The sequence below is a fragment of the Pseudomonas sp. 22490 genome, assembly GCF_052044465.1.
GTDB classification, from domain to species: Bacteria; Pseudomonadota; Gammaproteobacteria; order Pseudomonadales; family Pseudomonadaceae; genus Pseudomonas; species Pseudomonas aeruginosa.
The window spans coordinates 25,900-46,992 of the sequence record NZ_JBQENS010000028.1 but is presented as its reverse complement, the minus strand read 5'-3'; the positions used below and the strand labels follow the sequence as shown (position 1 = coordinate 46,992).

The window sequence follows — 21,093 nt, the reverse complement described above, 5'->3', positions numbered from 1 at the left end:
GCCGGCGACCCAGGCTTCAGAAAAAACGTCAACGTATCCCTCGTGGCTCGCCTGCTACCCGTTTTCCCTCGACAGGAGTAGTCACGCATGTACCCCCAATTCCGTCGCGGCCATCTCGCCGCTGCCGTCCTTTTCGCTTCATCGAGCCTGCTGGGCGGGCAGGCCCTGGCCGAGGACGAGCGCCTGGAAGAACTGGACGAACGCGCCGAATCGGTGGTCCAGCTGGGTGACGAGGTGGTGCTGGGCACCGCCGAACAGGAGCTCAAGCAGGCACCGGGGGTATCCATCATCACCGCCGAGGACATCAGGAAGCGCCCGCCGGTGAACGATCTCTCCGAGATCATCCGCACCATGCCCGGGGTCAACCTCACCGGCAACAGTTCCAGCGGCCAGCGCGGCAACAACCGGCAGATCGACATCCGCGGCATGGGGCCGGAGAACACCCTGATCCTGGTCGACGGCAAGCCGGTCAGCTCGCGCAACTCGGTGCGCTACGGCTGGCGCGGCGAACGCGACACCCGCGGCGACAGCAACTGGGTGCCGCCGGAGGAGGTCGAGCGCATCGAGGTCCTCCGTGGGCCCGCGGCGGCACGCTACGGTTCCGGCGCGGCGGGCGGGGTAGTCAACATCATCACCAAGCGCCCGACCGATCGTTTGCGTGGTTCCATGACGGTGTTCACCAACATTCCGGAAAGCTCCAAGGATGGCGCCACGCGCCGCGCCAACTTCAGCCTCAGCGGGCCGCTGACCGAAGCCTTGAGCTTCCGCGCGTACGGCAGCGCGAACAAGACCGATTCGGACGATACCGACATCAACCTCGGACATACCGTCAACCCGAGCCGTACCGTGGCCGGACGCGAAGGGGTACGCAATCGCGATCTCAGCGGGATGCTGTCGTGGCAGGTGACCCCCGACCAGGTCGTCGATTTCGAAGCGGGCTTCAGCCGACAGGGCAACATCTATGCCGGCGATACCCAGAACAACAACGGCACCGCCAATACCCAGGGACTCGCCGACGACGGTGCGGAGACCAACCGCATGTATCGCGAGAACTACGCCATCACCCACAACGGGACCTGGTCGTTCGGTACTTCCAGGTTCGTCGCCCAGTACGACTCCACCCGCAACAACCGTCTGGAGGAGGGGCTGGCCGGTTCCGTCGAGGGGCAGATCGGCGCCGACCGTTCGTTCAGCACCAGCAAGCTGGAGAACTATCGCCTCAGCGGCGAACTCAACCTTCCGTTGCATGCGTTGTTCGAGCAGGTGCTGACGGTGGGCGCGGAGTGGAACAAGGAAACCCTCAACGACCCGTCCTCGCTCAAGCAGGGCTTCGTGGGAAGCGATAGCTTGCCGGGGACCCCCGCGGCCGGCTCGCGAAGCCCGAAAAGCAAGGCGGAGATCCGCGCGCTGTACGTGGAAGACAATATCGAACTGCGCCCCGGCACCATGCTCACCCCCGGGCTGCGCCTGGACGATCACAGCGACTTCGGCCTGAACTGGAGCCCGAGCCTGAACGCTTCCCAGACGCTCGGCGAATACTTCACGGTCAAGGCCGGTATCGCACGGGCCTTCAAGGCGCCCAACCTGTACCAGAGCAACCCGAACTACCTGCTCTATACCCGTGGCAACGGCTGCCCGATCCAGACCAGCAGCGGCGGCTGCTACCTGGTCGGCAACGAGAACCTGGACGCCGAGACCAGCGTCAACAAGGAACTGGGCATCGAGTTCCGGCGCGATGGCTGGGTCGCCGGGCTCACCTACTTCCGCAACGACTACAAGAACAAGATCGTCGCGCCGCTGGATGTCATGGGACAGACCGGGACCGGTAACAACATCCTGCAATGGAGCAACGCGAAGAAGGCGGTGGTCGAAGGCCTGGAAGGCAACCTGCTGGTCCCCCTTCACGAGGACCTGAGCTGGAGCACCAACCTGACCTATATGCTGCAATCCAAGGACAAGGACACCGGCAACCCGCTTTCGGTGATCCCCGAGTACACCCTGAACTCGACCCTGGACTGGCAGGCCAGCGAGCGTCTTTCCACCCAACTGACCAGCACCATCTACGGCCGCCAGGAGCCGCCGAAGCATGGCACCAGCCGCAACACGCCGGTGGTCTCGCGAAAAGAGGTGGGTACCTATGGCATCTGGGGCGTCAGCGCCGGCTACACCTTCAGTGAGAACCTGAGCGTACGGGGCGGGGTAAGCAACCTCTTCGACAAGCGCCTGTACCGCCAGGGCAACTCCTTCGACGCCGGCGCGGCAACCTACAACGAGCCGGGTCGCGCCTACTACGTTTCGATGACCACCTCGTTCTGATCGCCGCGGCCAACGCGCTTTCACCGGCAGGCGCAACGCCTGTCGGACCTTTCTTTGGCGTTGGTCAGGCATCGGCTGTCCAACGCCAGGTTTTCTCTTCGGACGCCTCTGGTCATCGCATCGCATGCCGTTTCGGGCGGTCTTTCGGCTGAATCGGCATGCATGACCGGATATTGCGGTGCTAGGGTCCGGCCCCAGTTTCCCGGTATCATGCTCAGCCTTTACCGTCAGTGCCGAACGAGTGCCTCCATGACCGTGCAGTACCCGACTATCGCCGACTGCGTTGGCAATACCCCTCTGGTGCGTCTGCAGCGCCTTCCCGGGGAAACCTCCAATACCCTGCTGGTGAAGCTCGAAGGCAACAACCCCGCGGGATCGGTGAAGGACCGCCCGGCCCTGTCGATGATCACCCGTGCCGAACTGCGCGGCGACATCCGCCCCGGCGATACGCTGATCGAGGCTACTTCCGGCAACACCGGCATCGCCCTGGCCATGGCGGCGGCGATCAAGGGTTACAAGATGATCCTGATCATGCCGGACAACTCCACGGCTGAACGCAAGGCGGCGATGACCGCCTATGGCGCCGAGCTTATTCTGGTCAGCAAGGAAGAGGGCATGGAGGGCGCGCGCGATCTGGCCGACAAGCTGCAGCGCGAAGGCCGCGGCAAGGTCCTCGACCAGTTCGCCAATGGCGACAACCCGGAAGCCCATTACCACAGCACCGGCCCGGAAATCTGGCAGCAGACCGGCGGCGGCATCACCCATTTCGTCAGCTCCATGGGCACCACCGGGACCATCATGGGCGTCTCGCGCTACCTCAAGGAGCAGAACCCGGCGGTGCAGATCGTCGGCCTGCAACCCATGGAGGGCTCGGCCATCCCGGGAATCCGACGCTGGCCGCAGGAATACCTGCCGAAGATCTATGACGCCAGTCGCGTCGACCGGGTCGTCGACATGCACCAGGACGAAGCCGAGGACATCATGCGCCGGCTGGCCCGCGAGGAAGGCATCTTCTGCGGCGTGTCCTCCGGTGGGGCGGTGGCGGCGATGCTGCGCCTGTCCCGCGAACTGGAGAATGCCGTGCTGGTGGCGATCATCTGCGACCGCGGCGACCGCTACCTGTCTTCCGGCGTCTATGACCCGCGCTGAGCATGTCCATGGCCAGAAATAAGGGCGGGCTGCGCTTCCAGCCCAGCGGTGGTGCGCGCGGTCCCGCGATACCGGTAGGCAAGAAGCAGCGCCTGGCCATCGAGCGCCTGGCCCATGACGGCCGAGGTATCGCCCACGAGGCGGGGATGACCTGGTTCGTCAGCGGCGGGCTGCCTGGCGAGGAACTTGAGGCCCGGGTGCTGGGCGCACGAAGCAAGGTGGTCGACGCGCGCAGCGAGCGCCTGTTCAGCAGTAGCGACCTGCGTCGCCGCGAGCCCTGCACTGTAGCGGGTCGCTGCGGCGGCTGCACCCTGCAGCACCTGGAACACGGCGAGCAGTTGGCCCTGAAGCAGCGTACCTTGCAGGAGCAGTTGCAGCGTTTCGCCGGGATCGAGCCGGAAGAATGGGCCGCCCCTCTGGTCGGGCCCGAATTCGGCTATCGGCGCCGCGCTCGGATCGCCGTGCGCTGGGATGCCCGGGCGCGGCGTCTGGATGTCGGCTTCCGTGCCTCGGCCAGCCAGGAGATCGTCGCCTTCGATGAGTGCCTGGTCCTGGTGCCGCCTTTGCAAACGATTGCCCGTGCCCTGCCTGCTCTTCTGCAGGACTTCCGCAAGCCGGAAAGCATCGGCCACGTGGAGCTCTTCCATGGCACGGCCAGTGCATTGCTGTTGCGGCATACGACGGCCCTGGTCGACGAGGATCGCCAGCGCCTGGCCGCTTTCTGCTCCGCACACCAGGCCCAGCTCTGGCTGCAAGGTGCGGAACAGCCCTTGCCGGTGGAGCCGGCCGCCGAACTGGGCTACTCCTTGGGTGACTGGCAACTGACTCTGGCGTACCGACCCGGAGACTTCGTCCAGGTCAATGCGCCGATGAACGAGTCGATGATCCGCCAGGCCCTTGACTGGCTGGCGCCGACCGCCGACGAGCGGGTCCTCGACCTGTTCTGCGGGCTGGGCAATTTCTCCCTGCCGCTGGCGCGCCGGGTGGCGCGGGTAGTCGGGGTGGAGGGCGTGGCGGCGATGGTCGAGCGGGCAGGCGCCAACGCGCTGGCCAATGGCCTTGGCAACGCGCACTTTTTCCAGGCCGACCTGTCCAAAGCGCTTGCCGAAGCGCCCTGGGCGGAGCAAGGTTTTACCGCTGTGCTGCTCGATCCGCCGCGCGACGGCGCGTTCGAGGCGGTACGCGAAATGAGTTCTCTGGGTGCCCGGAGGGTAGTCTATGTATCCTGCAATCCGGCGACCCTGGCGCGCGATGCTGGCGAAATGGCCAGGCAGGGCTATCGTCTGAAGCGCGCCGGAATCCTCGATATGTTTCCGCAGACCGCACATGTCGAGGCCATGGCTTTGTTCGAGGCAGGCTAGGATGCCTGCGTAATCCGACCAGCCCGTTCGAAGGCTGGCGCAGTCATCGGTGGGCTACGCGCACCGTGGTAAAGGGTAGGCAAGATGGTACAGGTGAGAGCGCACCAGCCGGTCAACACCGACGGCAGTATCAACCTCGAGGCCTGGCTGGACCACGTCCAGAACCTCGTCCCCGGGCTCGATCGTCAGGGCTTGCTGGAGGCTTGCGAGTTCGCTCGCGAATCCGAGCAGCGAGCGATCGCCGCACAGAACTCCTGGGCGGAAGGCACGTCCAGCTTCCAGACCGGACTGGAAATCGCCGAGATCCTCGCGGACCTCAAGCTGGATCAGGAGTCCCTGGTCGCCGCGGTCATCTATCGAGGCGTGCGGGAAGGCAAGATCACCCTGGAAGCGGTCAACAAGCATTTCGGGCCGGTGGTGGCCAAGCTGATCGAGGGCGTGCTGCGCATGGCCGCGATCAGCGCCAGCCTCAATCCGCGCCATTCCATGGTGCTGGGTACCCAGGCGCAGGTGGAGAACCTGCGCAAGATGCTGGTGGCGATGGTCGACGACGTTCGCGTCGCCCTGATCAAGCTGGCCGAGCGCACCTGCGCCATTCGCGCGGTGAAGAACGCCGACGAGGAAAAGCGCCACCGCGTCGCCCGGGAAGTCTTCGATATCTACGCGCCGCTGGCCCACCGCCTGGGCATCGGGCATATCAAGTGGGAGCTGGAGGACCTGTCCTTCCGTTACCTCGAGCCCGACCAGTACAAGCAGATCGCCAAGCTGCTGCACGAGCGCCGGCTGGATCGCGAGCAGTACATCGCCAACGTGATGAGCCAGTTGAAGGAAGCTCTCGCGGCCACCGGCGTACAGGCCGATCTCAGCGGACGGGCGAAACACATCTATTCGATCTGGCGCAAGATGCAGCGCAAGGGCCTGGACTTCAGCCAGATCTACGACGTTCGCGCCGTGCGCGTGCTCGTTCCGGAGATGCGCGACTGCTACACCGCGCTGGGCATCGTGCATACCCTCTGGCGGCACATTCCCAAGGAGTTCGACGACTACATCGCCAACCCCAAGGAAAACGGCTATCGCTCGCTGCATACCGCAGTGATCGGCCCCGAGGGGAAGGTGCTGGAAGTACAGATCCGTACCCACTCCATGCACGAAGAGGCGGAGCTCGGAGTCTGCGCGCACTGGCGCTACAAGGGGACCGACGTCAAGGCCAGCTCCAACCATTACGAGGAAAAGATCTCCTGGCTGCGCCAGGTGCTCGAATGGCACGAGGAACTGGGCGACATCGGTGGCCTGGCGGAGCAACTGCGGGTCGATATCGAGCCGGACAGGGTCTACGTCTTCACTCCCGACGGCCATGCCATCGACCTGCCCAAGGGCGCGACCCCGCTGGATTTCGCCTATCGGGTCCACACTGAAGTCGGGCACAACTGCCGCGGGGCGAAGATCAACGGACGCATCGTGCCGCTGAACTACAGCCTGCAGACCGGCGAGCAGGTCGAGATCATCACCGGCAAGCACAGCGGTCCGAGCCGCGACTGGCTGAACAGCAACCTGGGCTACGTCACCACCTCCCGGGCGCGGGCGAAGATCGTCCACTGGTTCAAGCTGCAGGCGCGGGACCAGAACGTCGCTGCCGGCAAGGCCCTGATCGAACGCGAGCTGTCGCGCCTGGCGCTGCCGCCGGTGGATTTCGACCGGCTGGCGGAGAAGGCCAACGTGCGTACCGCCGAGGATATGTTCGCCGCTCTCGGCGCCGGCGACCTGCGCTTGGCGCACCTGGTCAACTATGCCCAGCAACTGGTCGAGCCGGACCGCGACAGCGAGCAACTCGAACTGATCCCGCGCAAGCCGAGCAAGATCGGCCACGGCAAGCGCGGCGACGTGCAGATCCAGGGTGTCGGCAATCTCCTGACGCAGATGGCCGGCTGCTGCCAGCCGCTGCCGGGAGATCCCATCGTCGGCTACATCACGCTGGGCCGTGGGGTCACCATCCACCGCCAGGATTGCGCCACCGCGCTGCAACTGGCGGGACGCGAACCGGAGCGGATGATCCAGGTCAGCTGGGGGCCGGAGCCGGTTCGCACCTATCCGGTGGATATCGCGATCCGTGCCTATGATCGTTCCGGCCTGTTGCGCGACGTGTCCCAGGTGCTGCTCAACGAGCGGATCAACGTTCTGGCGGTGAATACCCGTTCGAACAAGGAAGACAACACCGCGACCATGCAACTGACCATCGAGATTCCCGGTCTGGACGCTCTTGGACGCCTGCTGGCGCGCGTCTCGCAACTGCCCAACATCATCGAGGCGCGGCGCAACCGTACGCCTTGAGGCGAGGTGGAAACAGGCCACGGGCGCTCGCAGGCTGCCCGTGGCCTTTTCGTTTCCGGAAAGGGCAGAATGCCCGGACCGTTCACTGAAGACCCGAGATACCCATGTACCGACTCGACGACCTGCTCCACCTCATGGCGCGCCTGCGCGATCCCGAATTCGGCTGCCCCTGGGATCTCCAGCAGAGCTACGCGACCATCGTCCCGCACACCCTGGAAGAAGCCTACGAAGTAGCGGACGCCATAGAGCAGGGGGATTTCCCGCAATTGCGCGAGGAACTGGGCGACCTGCTGTTCCAGGTGGTCTATTACAGCCAGTTGGCTCGCGAAGAGGATCGCTTCGCTTTCGACGAGGTGGTGGACGGCATCACCCGCAAGCTGATCCGTCGACATCCCCACGTATTCCTCGATGGCGATCTCTATGGCAAGCCCGATGCGGCGAAGCTGGCCGAAGCGGCGGTCAAGCAGCGCTGGGAAGAACTGAAGGCCGAGGAGCGTGCCGCCAAGGCCAAGGAGCCGCAGCAGTTGTCGCTGCTGGATGACGTTCCTGTCGCCCTGCCGGCGTTGTCACGGGCGGCGAAGCTGCAGAAGCGCGCGGCGCAGGTCGGCTTCGACTGGCCGGAAGCGCTGCCGGTGGTGGACAAGGTTCGCGAGGAGCTGGACGAAGTCCTCGAGGCGATGGCAGAGGGTGACGAGGGTGCCGTGGGCGAGGAGGTTGGCGACCTGCTGTTCGTCGTGGTCAACCTGGCCCGGCATCTCAAGGTCGATCCGGAGGCTGCTCTGCGCCAGGCCAACGGCAAGTTCGAGCGGCGATTCCGGTTCATCGAGCGGAACCTGCGCGAAGTCGGCCGGAAAGCCGAAGAGTGTTCGCTGGAGGAACTGGACAGCCTCTGGGGCGAGGCTAAGAAAGCGGAGAGGAGCGCGCCCGGCTGTTAATGGGAAAATTACCGTGGCAGCCGGGCTGCCACGGCATCTGAATCAGCCGAAGATCCAACGATAGAGGATGACCAGCAGGATCACCGCCAGCACCGGGCGGAGGATTCGGTAGGCCTTCGGGTAGGCGCGTTTGAAGCGCTTCACCTGGGCGCCGATGGCATTGCCGCCGCGAATGGCGACCGAGTAGGCCTGGTTGATGCTGCCGACGCGTTCGCCTTCGACGTTCTGCGGTGCGGTCGCACGCCCGAGAATGCCGCTGATCCAGCGATTGAGGCGGGTCAGCAGGCGGGAGCGGAGCGGCCGCTCGATATCGCAGAAGAGAATCACCCGGGTCTGCTCGGTCTCGTTCTTCACCCAGTGGACGAAGGTTTCGTCGAACATCACGTCTTCGCCATCACGCCACGCGTAGGGCTGGCCGTCGACGTAGATGCGGCAGTTGTCCGAATTCGGCGTGGACAGGCCGAGGTGATAGCGCAGCGAGCCGCCGAAGGGGTCGCGGTGCGGATTCAGGTGGCTGCCGCCGGGAAGCAGGGTGAACATCGCGCCCTTGACGTTGGGGATGCGGCTCACCAGCTCTACGGTCTTCGGGCAGAGCTGCTGGGCGGAGGGCAGCGGGCCGTCGTACCAGGTCAGGTAGAAGCGCTTCCAGCCTTTCTTGAAGAACGAGCCGAAGCCGGCTTCGTTATTGTTCAGGGCAGCCCGGATATAACCCTCGTCGAACAGGTTGAGGGCTTCTTCGCGGATGGTTTGCCAATTGTTCTTCAGTTCGTCCAGCTCCGGAAAACGGCTGCGATCCAGATAGGGCTTCGAGGGAACGCTGGAGAACAGGTACATCAGCGAGTTGTAGGGGGCGAACCAGGCGGAGTGGTTGACCAGTTGGCGCAGGAAGGGCAAGCGCGCGCGCCCACGGAAATGGACGAACAGGACGCTGGCGACGAACAGGCCCACCAGAGTGACTTTTACCAGGAGAGAAACGCTCATGCCTTGCTTTCCATGCCTTCGATATCAGGGGCCGGGAGGAGTGCCTGCGGGTGCTCGGGACGGTAGGGAGGGGTCTCCAGGGCATGCGTGGCAGTTTGCGAGCCGCCGAGACTTGCGTTGAGGCGGCTGAGGCTGGAGGATTATACCCCCTGCGAGGGCCGGCTGAACCCCAGTCGGCTGGAAGATTATGCCGCACCCCACCGGGCGTGCCACGCGAGCGAGTCGTTGACGAATGAGCATGTCATTGCGTGACCAGTTGCTGAAAGCCGGGCTGGTCAATGAGAAACAGGCCAAGCAGGCCACCAAGCAGAAACAGAAACAGCAGCGCCTGGAGCACAAGAACCAGGTCGACAAGGACGACTCCCAGCGCCAGGCGGCGGAGCAGGCCAAGGCGGAAAAGCTGGCGCGCGACCAGGAGTTGAACCGCCAGCAGCAGGAAAAAGCCGAGAAGAAGGCCAAGGCCGCGCAGATCAAGCAACTTATCGAAGGGACGCGCCTGCCCAAGCTGGAAAGCGACGACTACTACAATTTCGTCGACGCCAAGAAGGTCAAGCGGATCGCGGTCAACGACCTGATCCGCGACAAGCTGAGCCGAGGCAGCCTGGCTATCGTCAGCTATGACGGACGCTACGAGATCGTGCCCCGGGATGCGGCGGTGAAGATCCAGGAGCGCGATCCGCGGCGGGTGGTGCTGCTCAACGTACAGAGCCAGGAGCCGGACGAAGACGATCCCTACAAGGACTATGTGGTGCCCGACGATCTCATGTGGTGAGGCCCGCATCCGGAGTGTCGCTTGACCGGTACGGATGCCGGTCAACTACCAATTCTGGAATGCGAAGCAGTTCTAAAATAACTACCGATGATTTCGTTTCGATAGCATAATGCCTTTCCTCAGAAATATCCTACGGTTGCCTTTGCGTGCATCTGTGGGCTAGCCGCCTATCGAAAAGGACGTTGGTATGCCTTCCTCACAGCTTCCGGGGGCTTCGCCCTCGGAGATCGATCTCGTTCAGCTGTTCCAGCAATTGTGGGCGTCGAAATGGCTGATAGCGCTGATCGCGGCCTTGGCGACCGCCGCTGCGCTCGCCTACGCGCTGTTGGCTGTTCCAACCTACCAGGTGGATGTCCTGTTGCGGCCAATCCAGACCAAGGCCCTGGAGGCTGTCAATGTCAACGGGCTGTATGCCCTGACTCCGCGGGAAGCGCTGGATCGCGTCGGCAACGAGCTGGCAGCCTACTCCGGCAGGCTGGAGTATTTCGAAGCCCATCCAGAGCTATTCCAGCAATTGAACGCCGAGGGCCTGTCCCCCGAGCAGGCTTTCTGGAAGTTCAACCAGGATGCCTTCAGCATGCAGCAGGCGGACTTGAAGAAGGACCCCCAGGCGGCGCCTTTCTTCCGCTTGTCCATGCAGTATCCCCAGGGCATGGATGGTGCCGCCATTCTCAACGGCATGCTCGCGTCGACCATCGAGAACGAGCGCCAGCGAATCCTGGACGACCTCCAGGCACGTATCGACGGTCGCCTGCAATTCCTCGAGCAGGATATCGAAGGCAAGCGTGCCAGTTACCAGGCTACCAAGGAGGGCAAGATCGCCCGGTTGCTGGAAGCGGACAGCATCCGGCGGGCCGGCCTGGAGGATGAGCTCAAGGCGTTGCGCGGGCGGCTGAAGATGGTGCGCGATTCGCGTATCCAGCAGCTCAACGAGGCTATCCAGATCGCCACCCGGCTGGGGATCGTCAAGCCGACGACCCCGGGCGCACTGGGAGAGGTCGGGCAGGATGGCTCGCGCAGCGTTTTCCGCACCGAGGTGAATAACCAGCAGATACCCCTGTATTTCATGGGTGTCGATGCCTTGACCGCCGAGCGCGATACCTTGCTCAAACGCAAGGGCGATGACTTCACCGAGCCCCGCGTGGCGAAGATCCAGCAGGAGCTGAAGCAGCTGGAGAACAACCGTGAAGTGCAATACCTGCAGGCTCGAAAGGGCGAGGAGCGTTTCTTCGAAAACATCGACAAGCTGCGTGGAGAGCAGGCGCGCCTCAAGACTCTGAAGGCGAGCGAGCTGAAGATCGAACTGGTGCGGATCGACCAGAAGGCTTCGACCCCTCTGAAACCGATCAAGCCGCGCAAGGCCTTGGTGGTGGCCTTGGGTCTCCTGGGCGGGTTGGTGTTCGGCGTGCTGGTGGCTCTGGTTCGGGCAATGTTGCGTGCCCCTCGGCAACGGGTACAGGAAGATAGCCTGCCGCCGGGAGTCGTCAGTCTCGACCGGAGCCTTTCGGGGACCTGAGACCAAAGGTGCGCCCCCGAAGTACGCGGGGGCGCATGGTTCAGGCCGATTTACCTATCTGTCGCAGTTCTTCTTCTTTCTCCAGCTTGATCCGATAGGCGTGGGCGTCATCCTCGTTATGGAAGACGCCAACCAGCAGTCCCTGCTGATGCACGTCCCAGCAGCGGCGGCCAAGCGCACGCAGCTCGCGGGATTTGTGGTCATCGTCACGCTCGGTCACTGTCACACTCATCTTTTCTGCTCCAGGGTTGATCTGCATCAAGGCAAATCCAGCCTATTTCAATAGCAGGCTAATCAAATAGCCCTGGAATTGAGAAAAACCTTTTCAGTTTCCAAGGTGTGAAGGTGGCATGCCGGATGCTCTGGAACAGGCCTCTTCCCTCAGGCGTATGCGGCCGAACAAGGCCGCTTCCGTGAGGGCGGTAATCGCCAACAGGCGATCCAGGCGCAGCAGCAGAGTCGCTCCTTCGACGGCCACCTCAAGGTATTCCTCCTTGCCGCCGCCTGGCCGAACGGCCCGGGTATGCGTCGTGCGCGCCTCGGCTTCGAAGCGAACACCGTCCTCGAGTTCGAGGAGCAACCGGTAGCGGTAGAGGCAGGCGATCTCCAGGTAGTCATGGAGATCGCAGGCGATCGGGTGGTAGCTGTCCATTGGCCTCAACAGCCTTCCAGGGGAAGGATGTAATGGCCATGGAGCCGAATGGCTTCGGCAACCTCTGCTGTCGCAATCTCGCTATGGCAGTAGCTGCAATGCCCCTGGCTGATATCGGCCTCGTCTATGCCTCTTCCGGCGAGCCAGCGTCGAGCGAACTCGCCGGCGCGAGCCCCCAGTTCCTCCGTGACCAGGACATCGAAGTGCAGGTAGCGGCCGTCGCGGGTTCGCACATGGGTGTCGAAGATCTTCACCTCCATGGCCGTTCTCCTTATTTCAGATCGCTGAGCGCCGCACCGAAGTTAAGGTGCAGTACCTGTCCGTCGACAACCAGGGCAGGAACCGACCTGACCCCGGCCTTTTCCGCCTCGGCGATGCGTGCCGATTGTTCGGCGAGATGGACCACTTCGATGTCCACCTGCTTGCGATCGAGCAATGGCAGCAAGGAACGTTCGGCTTCGACACAGATTGCGCAGCCGGCGTGGTAGTAGATGGCTTTGGTCATGCTGATTCTCCTGTAGGAATTTAGTATCGATACGATACGTTTTCAGCCTAAACAAGGCGCGACCTCTTTGTCAAACATGTTTTTAGTCGATACTATATTGGCAAGGAGGTATCCCATGTCCGCCATCGCCCTTTACGATTATCTGGAAAGGCTGACCAGCCTGATGCGTGCCTGGTCCCGCGAGCAGCCGCTGGTGGCTGAGCTGCAGCCGGTGCAGTTGAGCGCCTTGCATTACCTGGCGCGTTGTAATCGCTATTCGGATACTCCGCTGGGCGTGACCGAATACCTCGGCTTGACCAAGGGCACAGTGTCGCAATCGCTCAAGGTGCTGGAAGGGCGGGGGCTGATCAGCAAGCTGCCGGATGCGCGGGATCGGCGCAGCGTTCATCTGCGGCTGACCGATGCGGGGCGCGCGCTGATCGAGGCGGTGATTCCGCCGCAGTTCCTCGAGCAGGCCGTCACGGCACTGGGCGAGAAGGGCGAACACTTGCAAGGCTTGTTGCGTGATCTTCTGGTCGTCATCCAGCGTCAGGAGGATGTGCCTGGTTTCGGCCTTTGTCGGTCCTGCCGGTTCCATCAACGGCGTGCGGGTTCGCCCTTCTGCGGTCTAACCGGGGAGCCGTTGAGCGATGCCGATGCCGAACTGATCTGCCGCGAGCACCAGGCCTGCGGCTGATCCGCGGGCAATAAAAAACCGGGCAATGGCCCGGCTTTTCGTGGGAGGGGGGATCAGCTCTTTTCGCCAGTGACGGTCTTGCCGTCGATGGTGCCTTCCTTGAGCATGATCTGGTATTCCTTGCCGTCGGTTTCCATCTGGTACAGGCGGACCAGCAGGTAGTCCCAGTCCTTGGCGAACCAGAGGATGGTCTTGCGGTTGCTCTTGCCCGGATCACGCACGCGCTCGACCTTGATCGCGTTGATCAGGCCAGCCTGGGTGCGTACCTTTTCCTCGCCGAGAACCCGGAAGTCGTAGGTATCGACATCCTCGCCCTCGATGATCTGGTAGCTCATGCTCTTCTTGCCGTCGGCAACGTCATGCTGCAGGACCAGTTGATAGGTGGACTTGTCCAGTTGACCGCGATTCAGGGGTTGCCGCACCGCATCGCCGCGGTCGCTGCCGAGCACCTGCTTCTGCGACCAGTCGAAGTCCAGTTCGATCTGCTTGCCTTTGCCCAGACCCTGGCGGGCGAAGCGGTAGGTCTGCGGCAGGAAGGTGTCGTTCTCGACCTTGAAGGTGCTGACTTCGTTGAGGCTGGCCAGCAGCATGGAGGCCTCGAAGTCCAGTTGCCAGCGGCCGTCGCCGAGAGCCTTCAGGCTGCGGGAGGCGTTGCCGCTGATGGGCATCTGTTTCCAGTCGGCGGTATAGCTGGCGGTGAACGGCTTCAGCTCGAAAGCATAGGCCGGCAGGGTCAGCAGCGTCAGCAGGAACAGCATGGCTTTACGCATTGCGAATCTCCTTGGTGCGAATCTGATGGCCGGTGGCAGGCAGGGCCTGGCCATCCAGCAGGGCGCCCTGTTCGCCCAGGCGCAAGCGGCCCTCGGCGAACCAGCGCATGGCCAGCGGGTAGATCCGGTGTTCTTCCTCGTGAACCCGTCTGGCCAGGCGTTCCGGCGTATCTTGCGACTCTACCGGGATTACTGCCTGTACGACCAGTGGCCCCCCATCGAGTTCCTCCGTCACGAAGTGCACGCTGCAACCGTGCTCGCGGTCGCCGGCTTCGAGGGCGCGTTGATGGGTATGCAGCCCTTTGTGGCGCGGCAGCAACGAGGGATGGATATTCAGCAGACGCCCCTGGTAATGGCGAACGAAATCGGCGCTGAGGATGCGCATGAACCCGGCAAGGATCACCAGGTGCGGTTCATGGGCATCGATCCGTTGTGCCAGGGCCTGGTCGAAGCTTTCGCGATCGGCATAGGCCTTGTGATCGAGCACCTCGGCCTGGATGCCGGCCTGGCGCGCGCGTTCCAGGCCATAGGCGTCCGCGCGGTTGGAGATCACCGCGCGGATCCGGGCCGGCGTGGCGCCGTCCCGGAGGCTGTCGATCAGCGCCTGCAGGTTGCTGCCGGAGCCGGAAATCAGCACCACGACATTGCAGAGTTTCGGCATCAGTGGTTTTTCAGATTGTTCAGGACCACGCGCTCGGCGTCCGCGCCGCAGGTTTCGATGCGACCGATCTGCCAGGGTTGCTCGCCGGCGGCACGCAGGACTTCCAGGGCTTTCTCGGCGTCGCTCTGGGCCACGCAGATGACCATGCCGACGCCGCAGTTGAGTACGCGATGCATCTCGGTCTCGTCGACGTTGCCCTGTTCCTGCAGCCAGTCGAATACCGCCGGACGGTTCCAGCTGGCGACATCGATCACGGCCTGGGCGTTGTCCGGCAGGACGCGCGGGATGTTGTCCAGCAGGCCGCCGCCGGTAATGTGAGCCATGGCCTTGACCGCGCCGGTCTGCTTGATCAGTTGCAACAGCGGCTTGACGTAGATGCGGGTCGGCGCCATCAGCAGGTCGGCCAGCGGCTTGCCGTCGAGTTGGACCTGCTCGATGTCGGCGCCGGAAACCTCGATGATCTTGCGGATCAGGGAGTAGCCGTTGGAGTGCGGGCCGGAGGAGGGCAGGGCGATAAGCGCGTCGCCGGCCTGGACCCTGGAGCCGTCGATGATCTCGGCCTTTTCCACGACGCCGACGCAGAAGCCGGCCAGGTCATAGTCTTCGCCTTCGTACATGCCGGGCATTTCGGCGGTCTCGCCGCCGACCAGGGAACAGCCCGCCAGTTCGCAACCGGCACCGATGCCGGTGACTACGGTGGCGGCGACGTCGACGTTGAGCTTGCCGGTGGCGTAGTAGTCGAGAAAGAACAGCGGCTCGGCGCCGCAGACCACCAGGTCGTTGACACACATCGCCACCAGGTCCTGGCCGATGCTGTCGTGCTTGTTCAGGTTGAGCGCCAGGCGCAGCTTGGTGCCCACCCCGTCGGTGCCGGATACCAGCACCGGCTGCTTGTAGCCGGCCGGGATTTCGCAGAGGGCGCCGAAGCCGCCGAGGCCGCCCATCACTTCCGGGCGTGCGGTGCGCTTGGCCACGCCTTTGATGCGTTCCACCAGGGCTTCGCCGGCGTCGATGTCCACACCAGCGTCCTTGTAGCTCAACGAGGGTTGCTTGCTGCTCATAAATCCAGGCCTATAGGGGTAATTCGGAGATCGGCCGGCCGCCCAGGCGTGCAACGCTGTTTGCCGGTTTTGAAGGCGCGCGATTTTATCAGGCTTGCCACGCAGCGGCCATCTCGGTTGCCGCTGGACGGACTGCTGTTTAAGGTATAGGTCCACTTGCGCGGCCTTCACAGCTCGTCGCCGCCGTTCCCATCCGTTCGTCGAGAGCCCTCCATGCGCATAGCCCGACTCTTCGTTCTCTGTTTTTCCCTGCTAGGCTTGCCCGTCTTCGCGGCAACGGTCCCCAATCTCTACCAGGTCCACGAGCCGGTTTCGTCGCAGCAGCCCGGGGAGCGCGATGCCGGACTGGTGCGAGCCCTGCAGACCCTGCTGGTGCGCCTGACCGGCAATCCGCAGGCGCCGCAGAACCCGGCATTGGCGGGGTACCTGAAGGATCCGCAGCAACTGATCAGCCAGTACGCCTTCGAAAATGGTCCGCCGCTGGCGCTGGTGGTCGATTTCGATCCGACCGCCACCGGTAATGCGCTGCGGGCCGCCGGCCTGCCGAGCTGGGGCGCCAACCGGCCGGCGGTGCTGGCCTGGTGGCTGAACGAAAGCGCCGATGGCAGCTCCCTGGTCGGTGACAACCAGGCCTCGGCCGAACCGCTCAAGCGTGCGGCGCAGAACCGCGGCTTGCCGTTGCGCCTGCCTCTGGCGGATCTCGACGAACAGATCGTCGGTACCCCGGAAAACCTCACCGCCGCCCAACCCGATGCCCTGCGCGCAGCCTCTGAGCGTTATGCCGCCGATGCCTTGCTGGCAGTGGACGCCAAGGAGGCGGACGGCAAATGGCAGGCGCAATGGCGGCTGTGGATGGGCGATTCGCGAGAGCAAGGCCAGGCTGAAGGCGCTACGCCCGACGCGTTGGCAGACAGCGTGATGCTGGCCGTCGGCAACCGCCTGTCCACTCGTTTCGTTGCCACGCCGGAAGCGGCGACCGGCCTGACCCTCCAGGTCCAGGGCGCGACACTGGCACGCTATGCCGAGTTGCAACGCCTGCTCGATCCGTTCGGCGCGCGTCTGGTAGGCGTGCGGGGCGATCGCCTCGACTATTCCGTGAAGGCCAGTCCCGAGCAATTGCGTGCCCAGCTGGGCCTGGCGCAGTTGCAGGAAATCCCGGCCGACAGCGTACCGCTGGATGCCTCCGGCCAGCCCGCAGCGCCCAGCGCGGCGGTGCCGTCGTCGACCCAACTGAATTTCCGCTGGCAGTGAGTCGGCGCGCCGATCCGCTTCTATGCAACGGAGCGGGCCGGCGCGCGACCGGCCGATGCTCTGGGCAAGGAGCCTCGGCTATCGGCAAACCTTTGATTTTGCTTGCCTAGTTGCTCATTGTGCGGCCTTGCCGAGGCGTATAAACTTTGCAGCCTTTACGGTGACTCCTGCGGCGTTTTCGGATTGTCCGCCCAGCCTGGCATGAAACCTATTCAGCTTCCCCTCAGTGTGCGTCTGCGCGACGACGCCACCTTCGCCAACTACTATCCCGGTGCCAATGCCGCGGCACTGGGATATGTCGAGCGTTTGTGCGAAGCCGAGGCTGGCTGGGCGGAAAGCCTCATCTACCTCTGGGGACACGACGGCGTCGGCCGCAGCCACCTGTTGCAGGCGGCCTGCTTGCGTTTCGAGCAGTTCGAAGAGCGAACCATCTACCTGCCGATGGCCGATCTGGTGCAGTACGGCCCGGAAATCTTCGACGATCTCGAGCAGTGCGAGCTGGTCTGCATCGACGACCTGGATGTGCTGGTTGGCAAGCGAGAATGGGAAGAGGGGCTGTTCCACCTGTTCAATCGACTGCGTGATACCGGTCGGCGCCTGCTGCTGGCGGCATCGAAGTCGCCCCGGGAGCTGCAGGTCAAGCTGCCGGACCTGAAGTCCCGCCTCACCATGGCGCTGATCTTCCAGTTGCACGGTCTTTCCGACGAGGACAAGCTTCGTGCCCTGCAACTGCGGGCATCCCGTCGTGGCCTGCATCTGACCGATGAAGTCGGTCGTTTCATCCTCAACCGCGGTTCGCGCAGCATGAACTCTCTGTTCGATCTGCTGGAGCAACTGGATCGCGCTTCGCTCCAGGCTCAGCGCAAGCTGACCATTCCTTTCCTCAAGGAAACCCTCGGCTGGTAAGCGTCGACAGTCCGTCGGCGAACTCCCGCATGGCCGTGCCGCAGTCCTTGGGTTTCGCTTGCGGCAGGAAGTGACCGCCTTCTATCCGTCTCTCCATCCATGCGCCGGCAGTATCGGAGCGCTGGCTGTCCGCAGGCTTCCCGGCGGTCGGCAGGGCAGGAGGGGGCTCCTGCCTTACCATCAGCGTTCCCCGGCGAGCCGTCGGTCGTACTGGAATCGCCAGCGCGTATAGAGCAGCGCGGCGCAGAACAAGGTCACGCTGAGTAGCACTTCGGCCCAGCCGAACAGGCGCTGCGTGGGATCGAAGGCGGCGAGTACGCCGAGGATGAAATACAGGTTGACCACGTAGCAGGCCCAGGCATGCCCGCGCGCGCTGCCCATGAGCAGTCCGGGGGCCACCACCAGCAGCGGCAGCAGCTTGAAGGCGAGGACCAGCCAGGGCACCCAGCTCGCCGCACCATGGGCGTCCGCGTAGATCAGGTCGCGAATGAGGATGAGCAGGACCAGGCCGACGAAGCTTCCCAGGCTGATGGCGCGGCTGAGCGCCAGGCGCGGCTGCAGCCACACTACTTCGGGCAGCGGTTTGTTCTTGCGGGCCATTTCAACTCCCCAGCTTGCCGGCGGTTTCCGCCAGGCGTTTGCCCAGCGCGCGACACAGGGTCAGTTCGTGCTCATCGAGGCTGCGCTTGCCATCGGCGCCGGCGAAGTGGCTGGCGCCGTAAGGCGTGCCGCCGCCGCGGGTTTCCAGCAGGGCGGGTTCGCTGTAGGGAATGCCCAGGACCAGCATGCCGTGGTGCAGCAACGGCAACAGCATCGATAACTGAGTGGTCTCCTGGCCGCCGTGCAGGCTGGCGGTGGAGGTGAAGACCGCTGCCGGCTTGCCGACCAGGCCGCCGGTCAGCCACAGGCTACTGGTACCGTCGAGGAAGTATTTCAGCGGGGAAGCCATGTTACCGAAGCGGGTCGGGCTGCCGAGGGCCAGGCCCGCGCAGTTCTTCAGGTCCTCCAGGGTTGCGTACAGCGCCCCCTCCGCGGGGATGTCTGGGGCGACCGCTTCGCATTCGGTGGATACCGCGGGAACCGTGCGTACGCGCGCCTCGAAGCCGCCCTGTTCGACGCCACGGGCGATCTGCCGGGCCATTTCCGCGGTAGCGCCATGGCGACTGTAGTACAGCACCAGGATGTAGGGACTGCTCAAGCGAGGATCTCCAGGACTCTTTCCGGAGGCCGGCCAACCACCGCCTTGTCACCCGCGACCAGCACCGGGCGCTCGATCAGCTTCGGATGCCTGGCCATTGCCTCGATGATGGCCTCTTCGCCAAGACTGGGCTCATCCAGGCCGAGGGCCTTGTATTCGTCCTCCCCGGTCCGCAGCAACTGGCGGGCGGGAATGCCGAGCTTGGCCAGGATCGCTTTCAGCTCGGCGGCGCTCGGCGGGGTTTCCAGATAGCGCACCACCTGCGGTTGCAGGCCGCGGGCTTCGAGCAGTTCGAGCGCTGCGCGGGATTTCGAGCAGCGCGGATTGTGCAACAGGATCAGTTCGCTCATGTCAGGGGTCGCATGGCCGGTGAAGTGACGGCTATTCTAACCGCCTCGTCGACCAGGACTGAACCCGTCGGCGCGAAGTACCGCCCCGAGAGGCGAAGAACCGGCGCGACTTCAAGGAGAGGGCATGCGCGAACATTTCAACGATGGGGTCGAGTTCGCTCGCTTCCTCGCTCATCGCTTCGTCACCGACAAGGCTCCCAACAGCGCGGCGGCGCTGACCTACACCACGTTGTTCGCGGTAGTGCCGATGATGACGGTGATGTTTTCCATGCTTTCGCTGATTCCGGCATTCCATGGCATGGGCGAGTCGATCCAGACTTTCATCTTTCGCAATTTCGTGCCTTCCGCTGGAGAAGCGGTGGAAACCTACCTGAAGAGTTTCACCACCCAGGCCCGGCACCTGACCTGGGTCGGGGTGGTCTTTCTGGCAGTCACCGCCTTCACCATGCTGGTGACCATCGAGAAAGCCTTCAACGAGATCTGGCGGGTTCGCCAGCCACGCCGCGGTGTCGGGCGGTTCCTCCTCTACTGGGCGATCCTCAGCCTGGGCCCATTGTTGCTGGGGGCCGGCTTCGCCGTGACCACCTACATCACTTCGCTGTCGCTGCTCCATGGCCCGGACGCGTTGCCGGGCGCGGAGACGCTGCTGGGGCTGATGCCGCTGGCGTTCAGCGTGGCGGCCTTCACCCTGCTCTATTCGGCGGTCCCGAACGCCCGGGTCCCGGTGCGCCATGCCCTGATGGGCGGCGTGTTCACCGCGGTACTGTTCGAAGCCGCGAAAACCCTGTTCGGGCTGTACGTAAGCCTGTTTCCCGGCTACCAGTTGATCTACGGTGCCTTCGCCACCGTGCCTATCTTCCTGCTGTGGATCTATCTTTCCTGGATGATCGTTCTGTTCGGCGCGGTGCTGGTCTGCAATCTCTCTTCTTCCCGTCTCTGGCGGCGGCGCTCGCTGCCCAAGCTGATCGTCCTGCTCGGCGTGCTGAGGGTGTTCCACCAGCGCCAGCAGCTTGGACAGTCGCTGCGCCTGACCCACTTGCATCGTGCGGGTTGGCTGTTGCCCGAGGATGAGTGGGAGGAACTGCTGGACTTTCTCGAGGAGGAGCAGTTCGTCTGCCGCGCCGGCGGAGGCGAGTGGGTGCTGTGCCGGGATCTTGGCGCCTACAGTCTGCATCGCTTGCTGAATCGCTGCCCCTGGCCCATGCCTAGCCGAGAGCGCATGCCTGCGAATCTGGACGAGGCGTGGTATCCGCCGTTCCAGCAGGCCATGGAGCGCTTGCAGGTGGAGCAGGAGGCGCTGTTCGGAGAAAGCCTGGCCCACTGGCTGGCGGACGGAACCTCGGGAGCGAAGGTGACGTAAAGTGTCAGTTTGCGGCGAACGATGTGCATGAGGCGCTGCATGCTGCCGGAGGAACCCCAGCAAGCGCAGGGAAAGCGCTGTTGGCACGCTTCTGGCAAACCCTCGTGTGACAGTCGTTTCACTCCGTAGTTCCGCCGAGGTTCCCGTTCATGCTCCCAATGTCGAACAAGGTCGTCCATTTGCATCACAAGGATGAGCAGGCAGCGCTTGAGCGTTTGAACCGGATTACCGGGCTGCAGTTCAGCAGTTGGCCGGAGTCGCTGGTGCCGGCGCGCAGCGTCAGCGAACCGTCGCCTGAGAAAGCGCGGGACGAACCCCTGCTCGATCAGGTGCGCCAGGGCTGAG

General features: G+C 63.8%; 23 protein-coding genes. 12 read left to right on the top strand and 11 right to left on the bottom strand.

Annotated elements, in window-relative coordinates; genetic code table 11:
- Positions 1-87: 87 nt before the first annotated feature.
- The 5 genes from pirA (at position 88) to mazG (ending at position 8,089) form a co-directional block, all read left to right on the top strand.
- Positions 88-2,316, top strand: a complete 2,229-nt coding sequence (gene pirA, locus ACTJJX_RS26090) for a TonB-dependent siderophore receptor PirA (protein WP_003117107.1) — start codon at positions 88-90, stop codon at positions 2,314-2,316.
- 249 nt (positions 2,317-2,565) lie between these two features.
- Positions 2,566-3,465, top strand: coding sequence for a cysteine synthase B (gene cysM / locus ACTJJX_RS26085; RefSeq protein ID WP_016851915.1), 900 nt, complete (start codon positions 2,566-2,568; stop codon positions 3,463-3,465).
- A gap of 8 nt (positions 3,466-3,473) precedes the next feature.
- Positions 3,474-4,826, top strand: coding sequence for a 23S rRNA (uracil(1939)-C(5))-methyltransferase RlmD (rlmD, locus tag ACTJJX_RS26080; RefSeq protein WP_016851914.1), 1,353 nt, complete (start codon positions 3,474-3,476; stop codon positions 4,824-4,826).
- A gap of 84 nt (positions 4,827-4,910) precedes the next feature.
- Complete coding sequence (gene relA, locus ACTJJX_RS26075; protein WP_003086042.1) at positions 4,911-7,154, top strand: GTP diphosphokinase; 2,244 nt, start codon at positions 4,911-4,913, stop codon at positions 7,152-7,154.
- 104 nt (positions 7,155-7,258) lie between these two features.
- Positions 7,259-8,089: a nucleoside triphosphate pyrophosphohydrolase gene (gene mazG / locus ACTJJX_RS26070; protein WP_016851913.1), complete on the top strand. Its 831-nt coding sequence runs from the start codon at positions 7,259-7,261 to the stop codon at positions 8,087-8,089.
- 42 nt (positions 8,090-8,131) lie between these two features.
- Here mazG and lpxO2 read toward each other — a convergent pair whose 3' ends face one another.
- Positions 8,132-9,070, bottom strand: a complete 939-nt coding sequence (gene lpxO2 / locus ACTJJX_RS26065) for a lipid A hydroxylase LpxO2 (protein ID WP_003086047.1) — start codon at positions 9,068-9,070, stop codon at positions 8,132-8,134.
- A 232-nt stretch (positions 9,071-9,302) separates the two neighbouring features.
- On the opposite strand from lpxO2, the gene ACTJJX_RS26060 reads away from it, so the two are divergent.
- Together ACTJJX_RS26060 and ACTJJX_RS26055 are read left to right on the top strand one after the other, a co-directional pair.
- Entirely contained in the window at positions 9,303-9,842 is a 540-nt protein-coding gene (locus tag ACTJJX_RS26060; RefSeq protein WP_003086049.1) for a DUF2058 domain-containing protein, read from the top strand.
- Between the two features lie 187 nt (positions 9,843-10,029).
- Positions 10,030-11,358 carry a Wzz/FepE/Etk N-terminal domain-containing protein gene (locus ACTJJX_RS26055; protein WP_003117106.1) on the top strand — a complete coding sequence of 443 codons (1,329 nt, stop codon included), beginning with the start codon at positions 10,030-10,032 and terminating at the stop codon, positions 11,356-11,358.
- A gap of 40 nt (positions 11,359-11,398) precedes the next feature.
- Here ACTJJX_RS26055 and ACTJJX_RS26050 read toward each other — a convergent pair whose 3' ends face one another.
- From ACTJJX_RS26050 to ACTJJX_RS26035, 4 genes are all read right to left on the bottom strand, one after another.
- The gene (locus tag ACTJJX_RS26050; RefSeq protein ID WP_003454532.1) at positions 11,399-11,590 is read right to left on the bottom strand and encodes a hypothetical protein; all 192 of its coding nucleotides are present in this window, start codon (positions 11,588-11,590) and stop codon (positions 11,399-11,401) included.
- Between the two features lie 93 nt (positions 11,591-11,683).
- The gene (locus ACTJJX_RS26045; protein WP_003086055.1) at positions 11,684-12,010 is read right to left on the bottom strand and encodes a Rho-binding antiterminator; all 327 of its coding nucleotides are present in this window, start codon (positions 12,008-12,010) and stop codon (positions 11,684-11,686) included.
- A 5-nt stretch (positions 12,011-12,015) separates the two neighbouring features.
- On the bottom strand, positions 12,016-12,270 hold the full coding sequence (locus ACTJJX_RS26040; RefSeq protein ID WP_003086057.1) for a DUF2024 family protein: 255 nt from the start codon (positions 12,268-12,270) through the stop codon (positions 12,016-12,018).
- Between the two features lie 11 nt (positions 12,271-12,281).
- Positions 12,282-12,515 carry a glutaredoxin family protein gene (locus ACTJJX_RS26035; RefSeq protein WP_003117103.1) on the bottom strand — a complete coding sequence of 78 codons (234 nt, stop codon included), beginning with the start codon at positions 12,513-12,515 and terminating at the stop codon, positions 12,282-12,284.
- Positions 12,516-12,630: 115 nt separating this feature from the next.
- Between ACTJJX_RS26035 and ACTJJX_RS26030 the strand changes: the two genes are divergently transcribed.
- Entirely contained in the window at positions 12,631-13,191 is a 561-nt protein-coding gene (locus tag ACTJJX_RS26030; RefSeq protein ID WP_003112585.1) for a MarR family winged helix-turn-helix transcriptional regulator, read from the top strand.
- A gap of 53 nt (positions 13,192-13,244) precedes the next feature.
- On the opposite strand, the gene ACTJJX_RS26025 is transcribed toward ACTJJX_RS26030, so the two are convergent.
- Genes ACTJJX_RS26025 through purM form a run of 3 tightly spaced genes read right to left on the bottom strand, consistent with a single transcriptional unit; the run spans position 13,245 to position 15,683 of the window.
- Positions 13,245-13,961, bottom strand: a complete 717-nt coding sequence (locus ACTJJX_RS26025; protein WP_003086061.1) for a DUF3108 domain-containing protein — start codon at positions 13,959-13,961, stop codon at positions 13,245-13,247.
- Positions 13,954-14,622 (bottom strand): phosphoribosylglycinamide formyltransferase, encoded by a 669-nt coding sequence (purN, locus tag ACTJJX_RS26020; protein ID WP_016851912.1) that lies wholly within the window; start codon positions 14,620-14,622, stop codon positions 13,954-13,956. The genes ACTJJX_RS26025 and purN overlap by 8 nt, the downstream gene beginning before the upstream one ends.
- Complete coding sequence (gene purM, locus ACTJJX_RS26015) at positions 14,622-15,683, bottom strand: phosphoribosylformylglycinamidine cyclo-ligase (RefSeq protein WP_003109942.1); 1,062 nt, start codon at positions 15,681-15,683, stop codon at positions 14,622-14,624. The genes purN and purM overlap by 1 nt, the downstream gene beginning before the upstream one ends.
- Before the next feature lie 213 nt (positions 15,684-15,896).
- Between purM and ACTJJX_RS26010 the strand changes: the two genes are divergently transcribed.
- The gene (locus ACTJJX_RS26010; RefSeq protein WP_003112582.1) at positions 15,897-16,934 is read left to right on the top strand and encodes a DUF2066 domain-containing protein; all 1,038 of its coding nucleotides are present in this window, start codon (positions 15,897-15,899) and stop codon (positions 16,932-16,934) included.
- A 201-nt stretch (positions 16,935-17,135) separates the two neighbouring features.
- Positions 17,136-17,840 carry a DnaA regulatory inactivator Hda gene (hda, locus tag ACTJJX_RS26005; protein ID WP_003102398.1) on the top strand — a complete coding sequence of 235 codons (705 nt, stop codon included), beginning with the start codon at positions 17,136-17,138 and terminating at the stop codon, positions 17,838-17,840.
- 180 nt (positions 17,841-18,020) lie between these two features.
- On the opposite strand, the gene ACTJJX_RS26000 is transcribed toward hda, so the two are convergent.
- Genes ACTJJX_RS26000 through arsC form a run of 3 tightly spaced genes read right to left on the bottom strand, consistent with a single transcriptional unit; the run spans position 18,021 to position 19,388 of the window.
- Positions 18,021-18,440, bottom strand: coding sequence for a DUF2069 domain-containing protein (locus ACTJJX_RS26000; protein ID WP_003117100.1), 420 nt, complete (start codon positions 18,438-18,440; stop codon positions 18,021-18,023).
- Between the two features lies 1 nt (position 18,441).
- Entirely contained in the window at positions 18,442-19,038 is a 597-nt protein-coding gene (wrbA, locus tag ACTJJX_RS25995) for an NAD(P)H:quinone oxidoreductase (RefSeq protein ID WP_003102394.1), read from the bottom strand.
- Positions 19,035-19,388, bottom strand: a complete 354-nt coding sequence (arsC, locus tag ACTJJX_RS25990; RefSeq protein ID WP_003112580.1) for an arsenate reductase (glutaredoxin) — start codon at positions 19,386-19,388, stop codon at positions 19,035-19,037. The genes wrbA and arsC overlap by 4 nt, the downstream gene beginning before the upstream one ends.
- Positions 19,389-19,512: 124 nt before the next feature.
- Between arsC and ACTJJX_RS25985 the strand changes: the two genes are divergently transcribed.
- Positions 19,513-20,748: a YihY family inner membrane protein gene (locus ACTJJX_RS25985; RefSeq protein ID WP_016851911.1), complete on the top strand. Its 1,236-nt coding sequence runs from the start codon at positions 19,513-19,515 to the stop codon at positions 20,746-20,748.
- A gap of 158 nt (positions 20,749-20,906) precedes the next feature.
- Positions 20,907-21,092, top strand: a complete 186-nt coding sequence (locus ACTJJX_RS25980) for a hypothetical protein (protein ID WP_003112577.1) — start codon at positions 20,907-20,909, stop codon at positions 21,090-21,092.
- Position 21,093 lies beyond the last annotated feature (1 nt).

Coding starts and splice junctions, on each gene's coding strand:
- lpxO2 (WP_003086047.1), bottom strand. CDS start 9,070: ATGAGCGTTTCTCTCCTGGTAAAAGTCACTCTGGTGGGCCTGTTCGTC.
- ACTJJX_RS26035 (WP_003117103.1), bottom strand. CDS start 12,515: ATGACCAAAGCCATCTACTACCACGCCGGCTGCGCAATCTGTGTCGAA.
- pirA (WP_003117107.1), top strand. CDS start 88: ATGTACCCCCAATTCCGTCGCGGCCATCTCGCCGCTGCCGTCCTTTTC.
- ACTJJX_RS26040 (WP_003086057.1), bottom strand. CDS start 12,270: ATGGAGGTGAAGATCTTCGACACCCATGTGCGAACCCGCGACGGCCGC.
- ACTJJX_RS26025 (WP_003086061.1), bottom strand. CDS start 13,961: ATGCGTAAAGCCATGCTGTTCCTGCTGACGCTGCTGACCCTGCCGGCC.
- purM (WP_003109942.1), bottom strand. CDS start 15,683: ATGAGCAGCAAGCAACCCTCGTTGAGCTACAAGGACGCTGGTGTGGAC.
- hda (WP_003102398.1), top strand. CDS start 17,136: ATGAAACCTATTCAGCTTCCCCTCAGTGTGCGTCTGCGCGACGACGCC.
- arsC (WP_003112580.1), bottom strand. CDS start 19,388: ATGAGCGAACTGATCCTGTTGCACAATCCGCGCTGCTCGAAATCCCGC.
- relA (WP_003086042.1), top strand. CDS start 4,911: ATGGTACAGGTGAGAGCGCACCAGCCGGTCAACACCGACGGCAGTATC.
- ACTJJX_RS26010 (WP_003112582.1), top strand. CDS start 15,897: ATGCGCATAGCCCGACTCTTCGTTCTCTGTTTTTCCCTGCTAGGCTTG.
- ACTJJX_RS26050 (WP_003454532.1), bottom strand. CDS start 11,590: ATGAGTGTGACAGTGACCGAGCGTGACGATGACCACAAATCCCGCGAG.
- ACTJJX_RS25985 (WP_016851911.1), top strand. CDS start 19,513: ATGCGCGAACATTTCAACGATGGGGTCGAGTTCGCTCGCTTCCTCGCT.
- ACTJJX_RS26045 (WP_003086055.1), bottom strand. CDS start 12,010: ATGGACAGCTACCACCCGATCGCCTGCGATCTCCATGACTACCTGGAG.
- ACTJJX_RS26030 (WP_003112585.1), top strand. CDS start 12,631: ATGTCCGCCATCGCCCTTTACGATTATCTGGAAAGGCTGACCAGCCTG.
- mazG (WP_016851913.1), top strand. CDS start 7,259: ATGTACCGACTCGACGACCTGCTCCACCTCATGGCGCGCCTGCGCGAT.
- ACTJJX_RS26060 (WP_003086049.1), top strand. CDS start 9,303: ATGAGCATGTCATTGCGTGACCAGTTGCTGAAAGCCGGGCTGGTCAAT.
- ACTJJX_RS26000 (WP_003117100.1), bottom strand. CDS start 18,440: ATGGCCCGCAAGAACAAACCGCTGCCCGAAGTAGTGTGGCTGCAGCCG.
- cysM (WP_016851915.1), top strand. CDS start 2,566: ATGACCGTGCAGTACCCGACTATCGCCGACTGCGTTGGCAATACCCCT.
- purN (WP_016851912.1), bottom strand. CDS start 14,622: ATGCCGAAACTCTGCAATGTCGTGGTGCTGATTTCCGGCTCCGGCAGC.
- ACTJJX_RS26055 (WP_003117106.1), top strand. CDS start 10,030: ATGCCTTCCTCACAGCTTCCGGGGGCTTCGCCCTCGGAGATCGATCTC.
- ACTJJX_RS25980 (WP_003112577.1), top strand. CDS start 20,907: ATGTCGAACAAGGTCGTCCATTTGCATCACAAGGATGAGCAGGCAGCG.
- rlmD (WP_016851914.1), top strand. CDS start 3,474: ATGGCCAGAAATAAGGGCGGGCTGCGCTTCCAGCCCAGCGGTGGTGCG.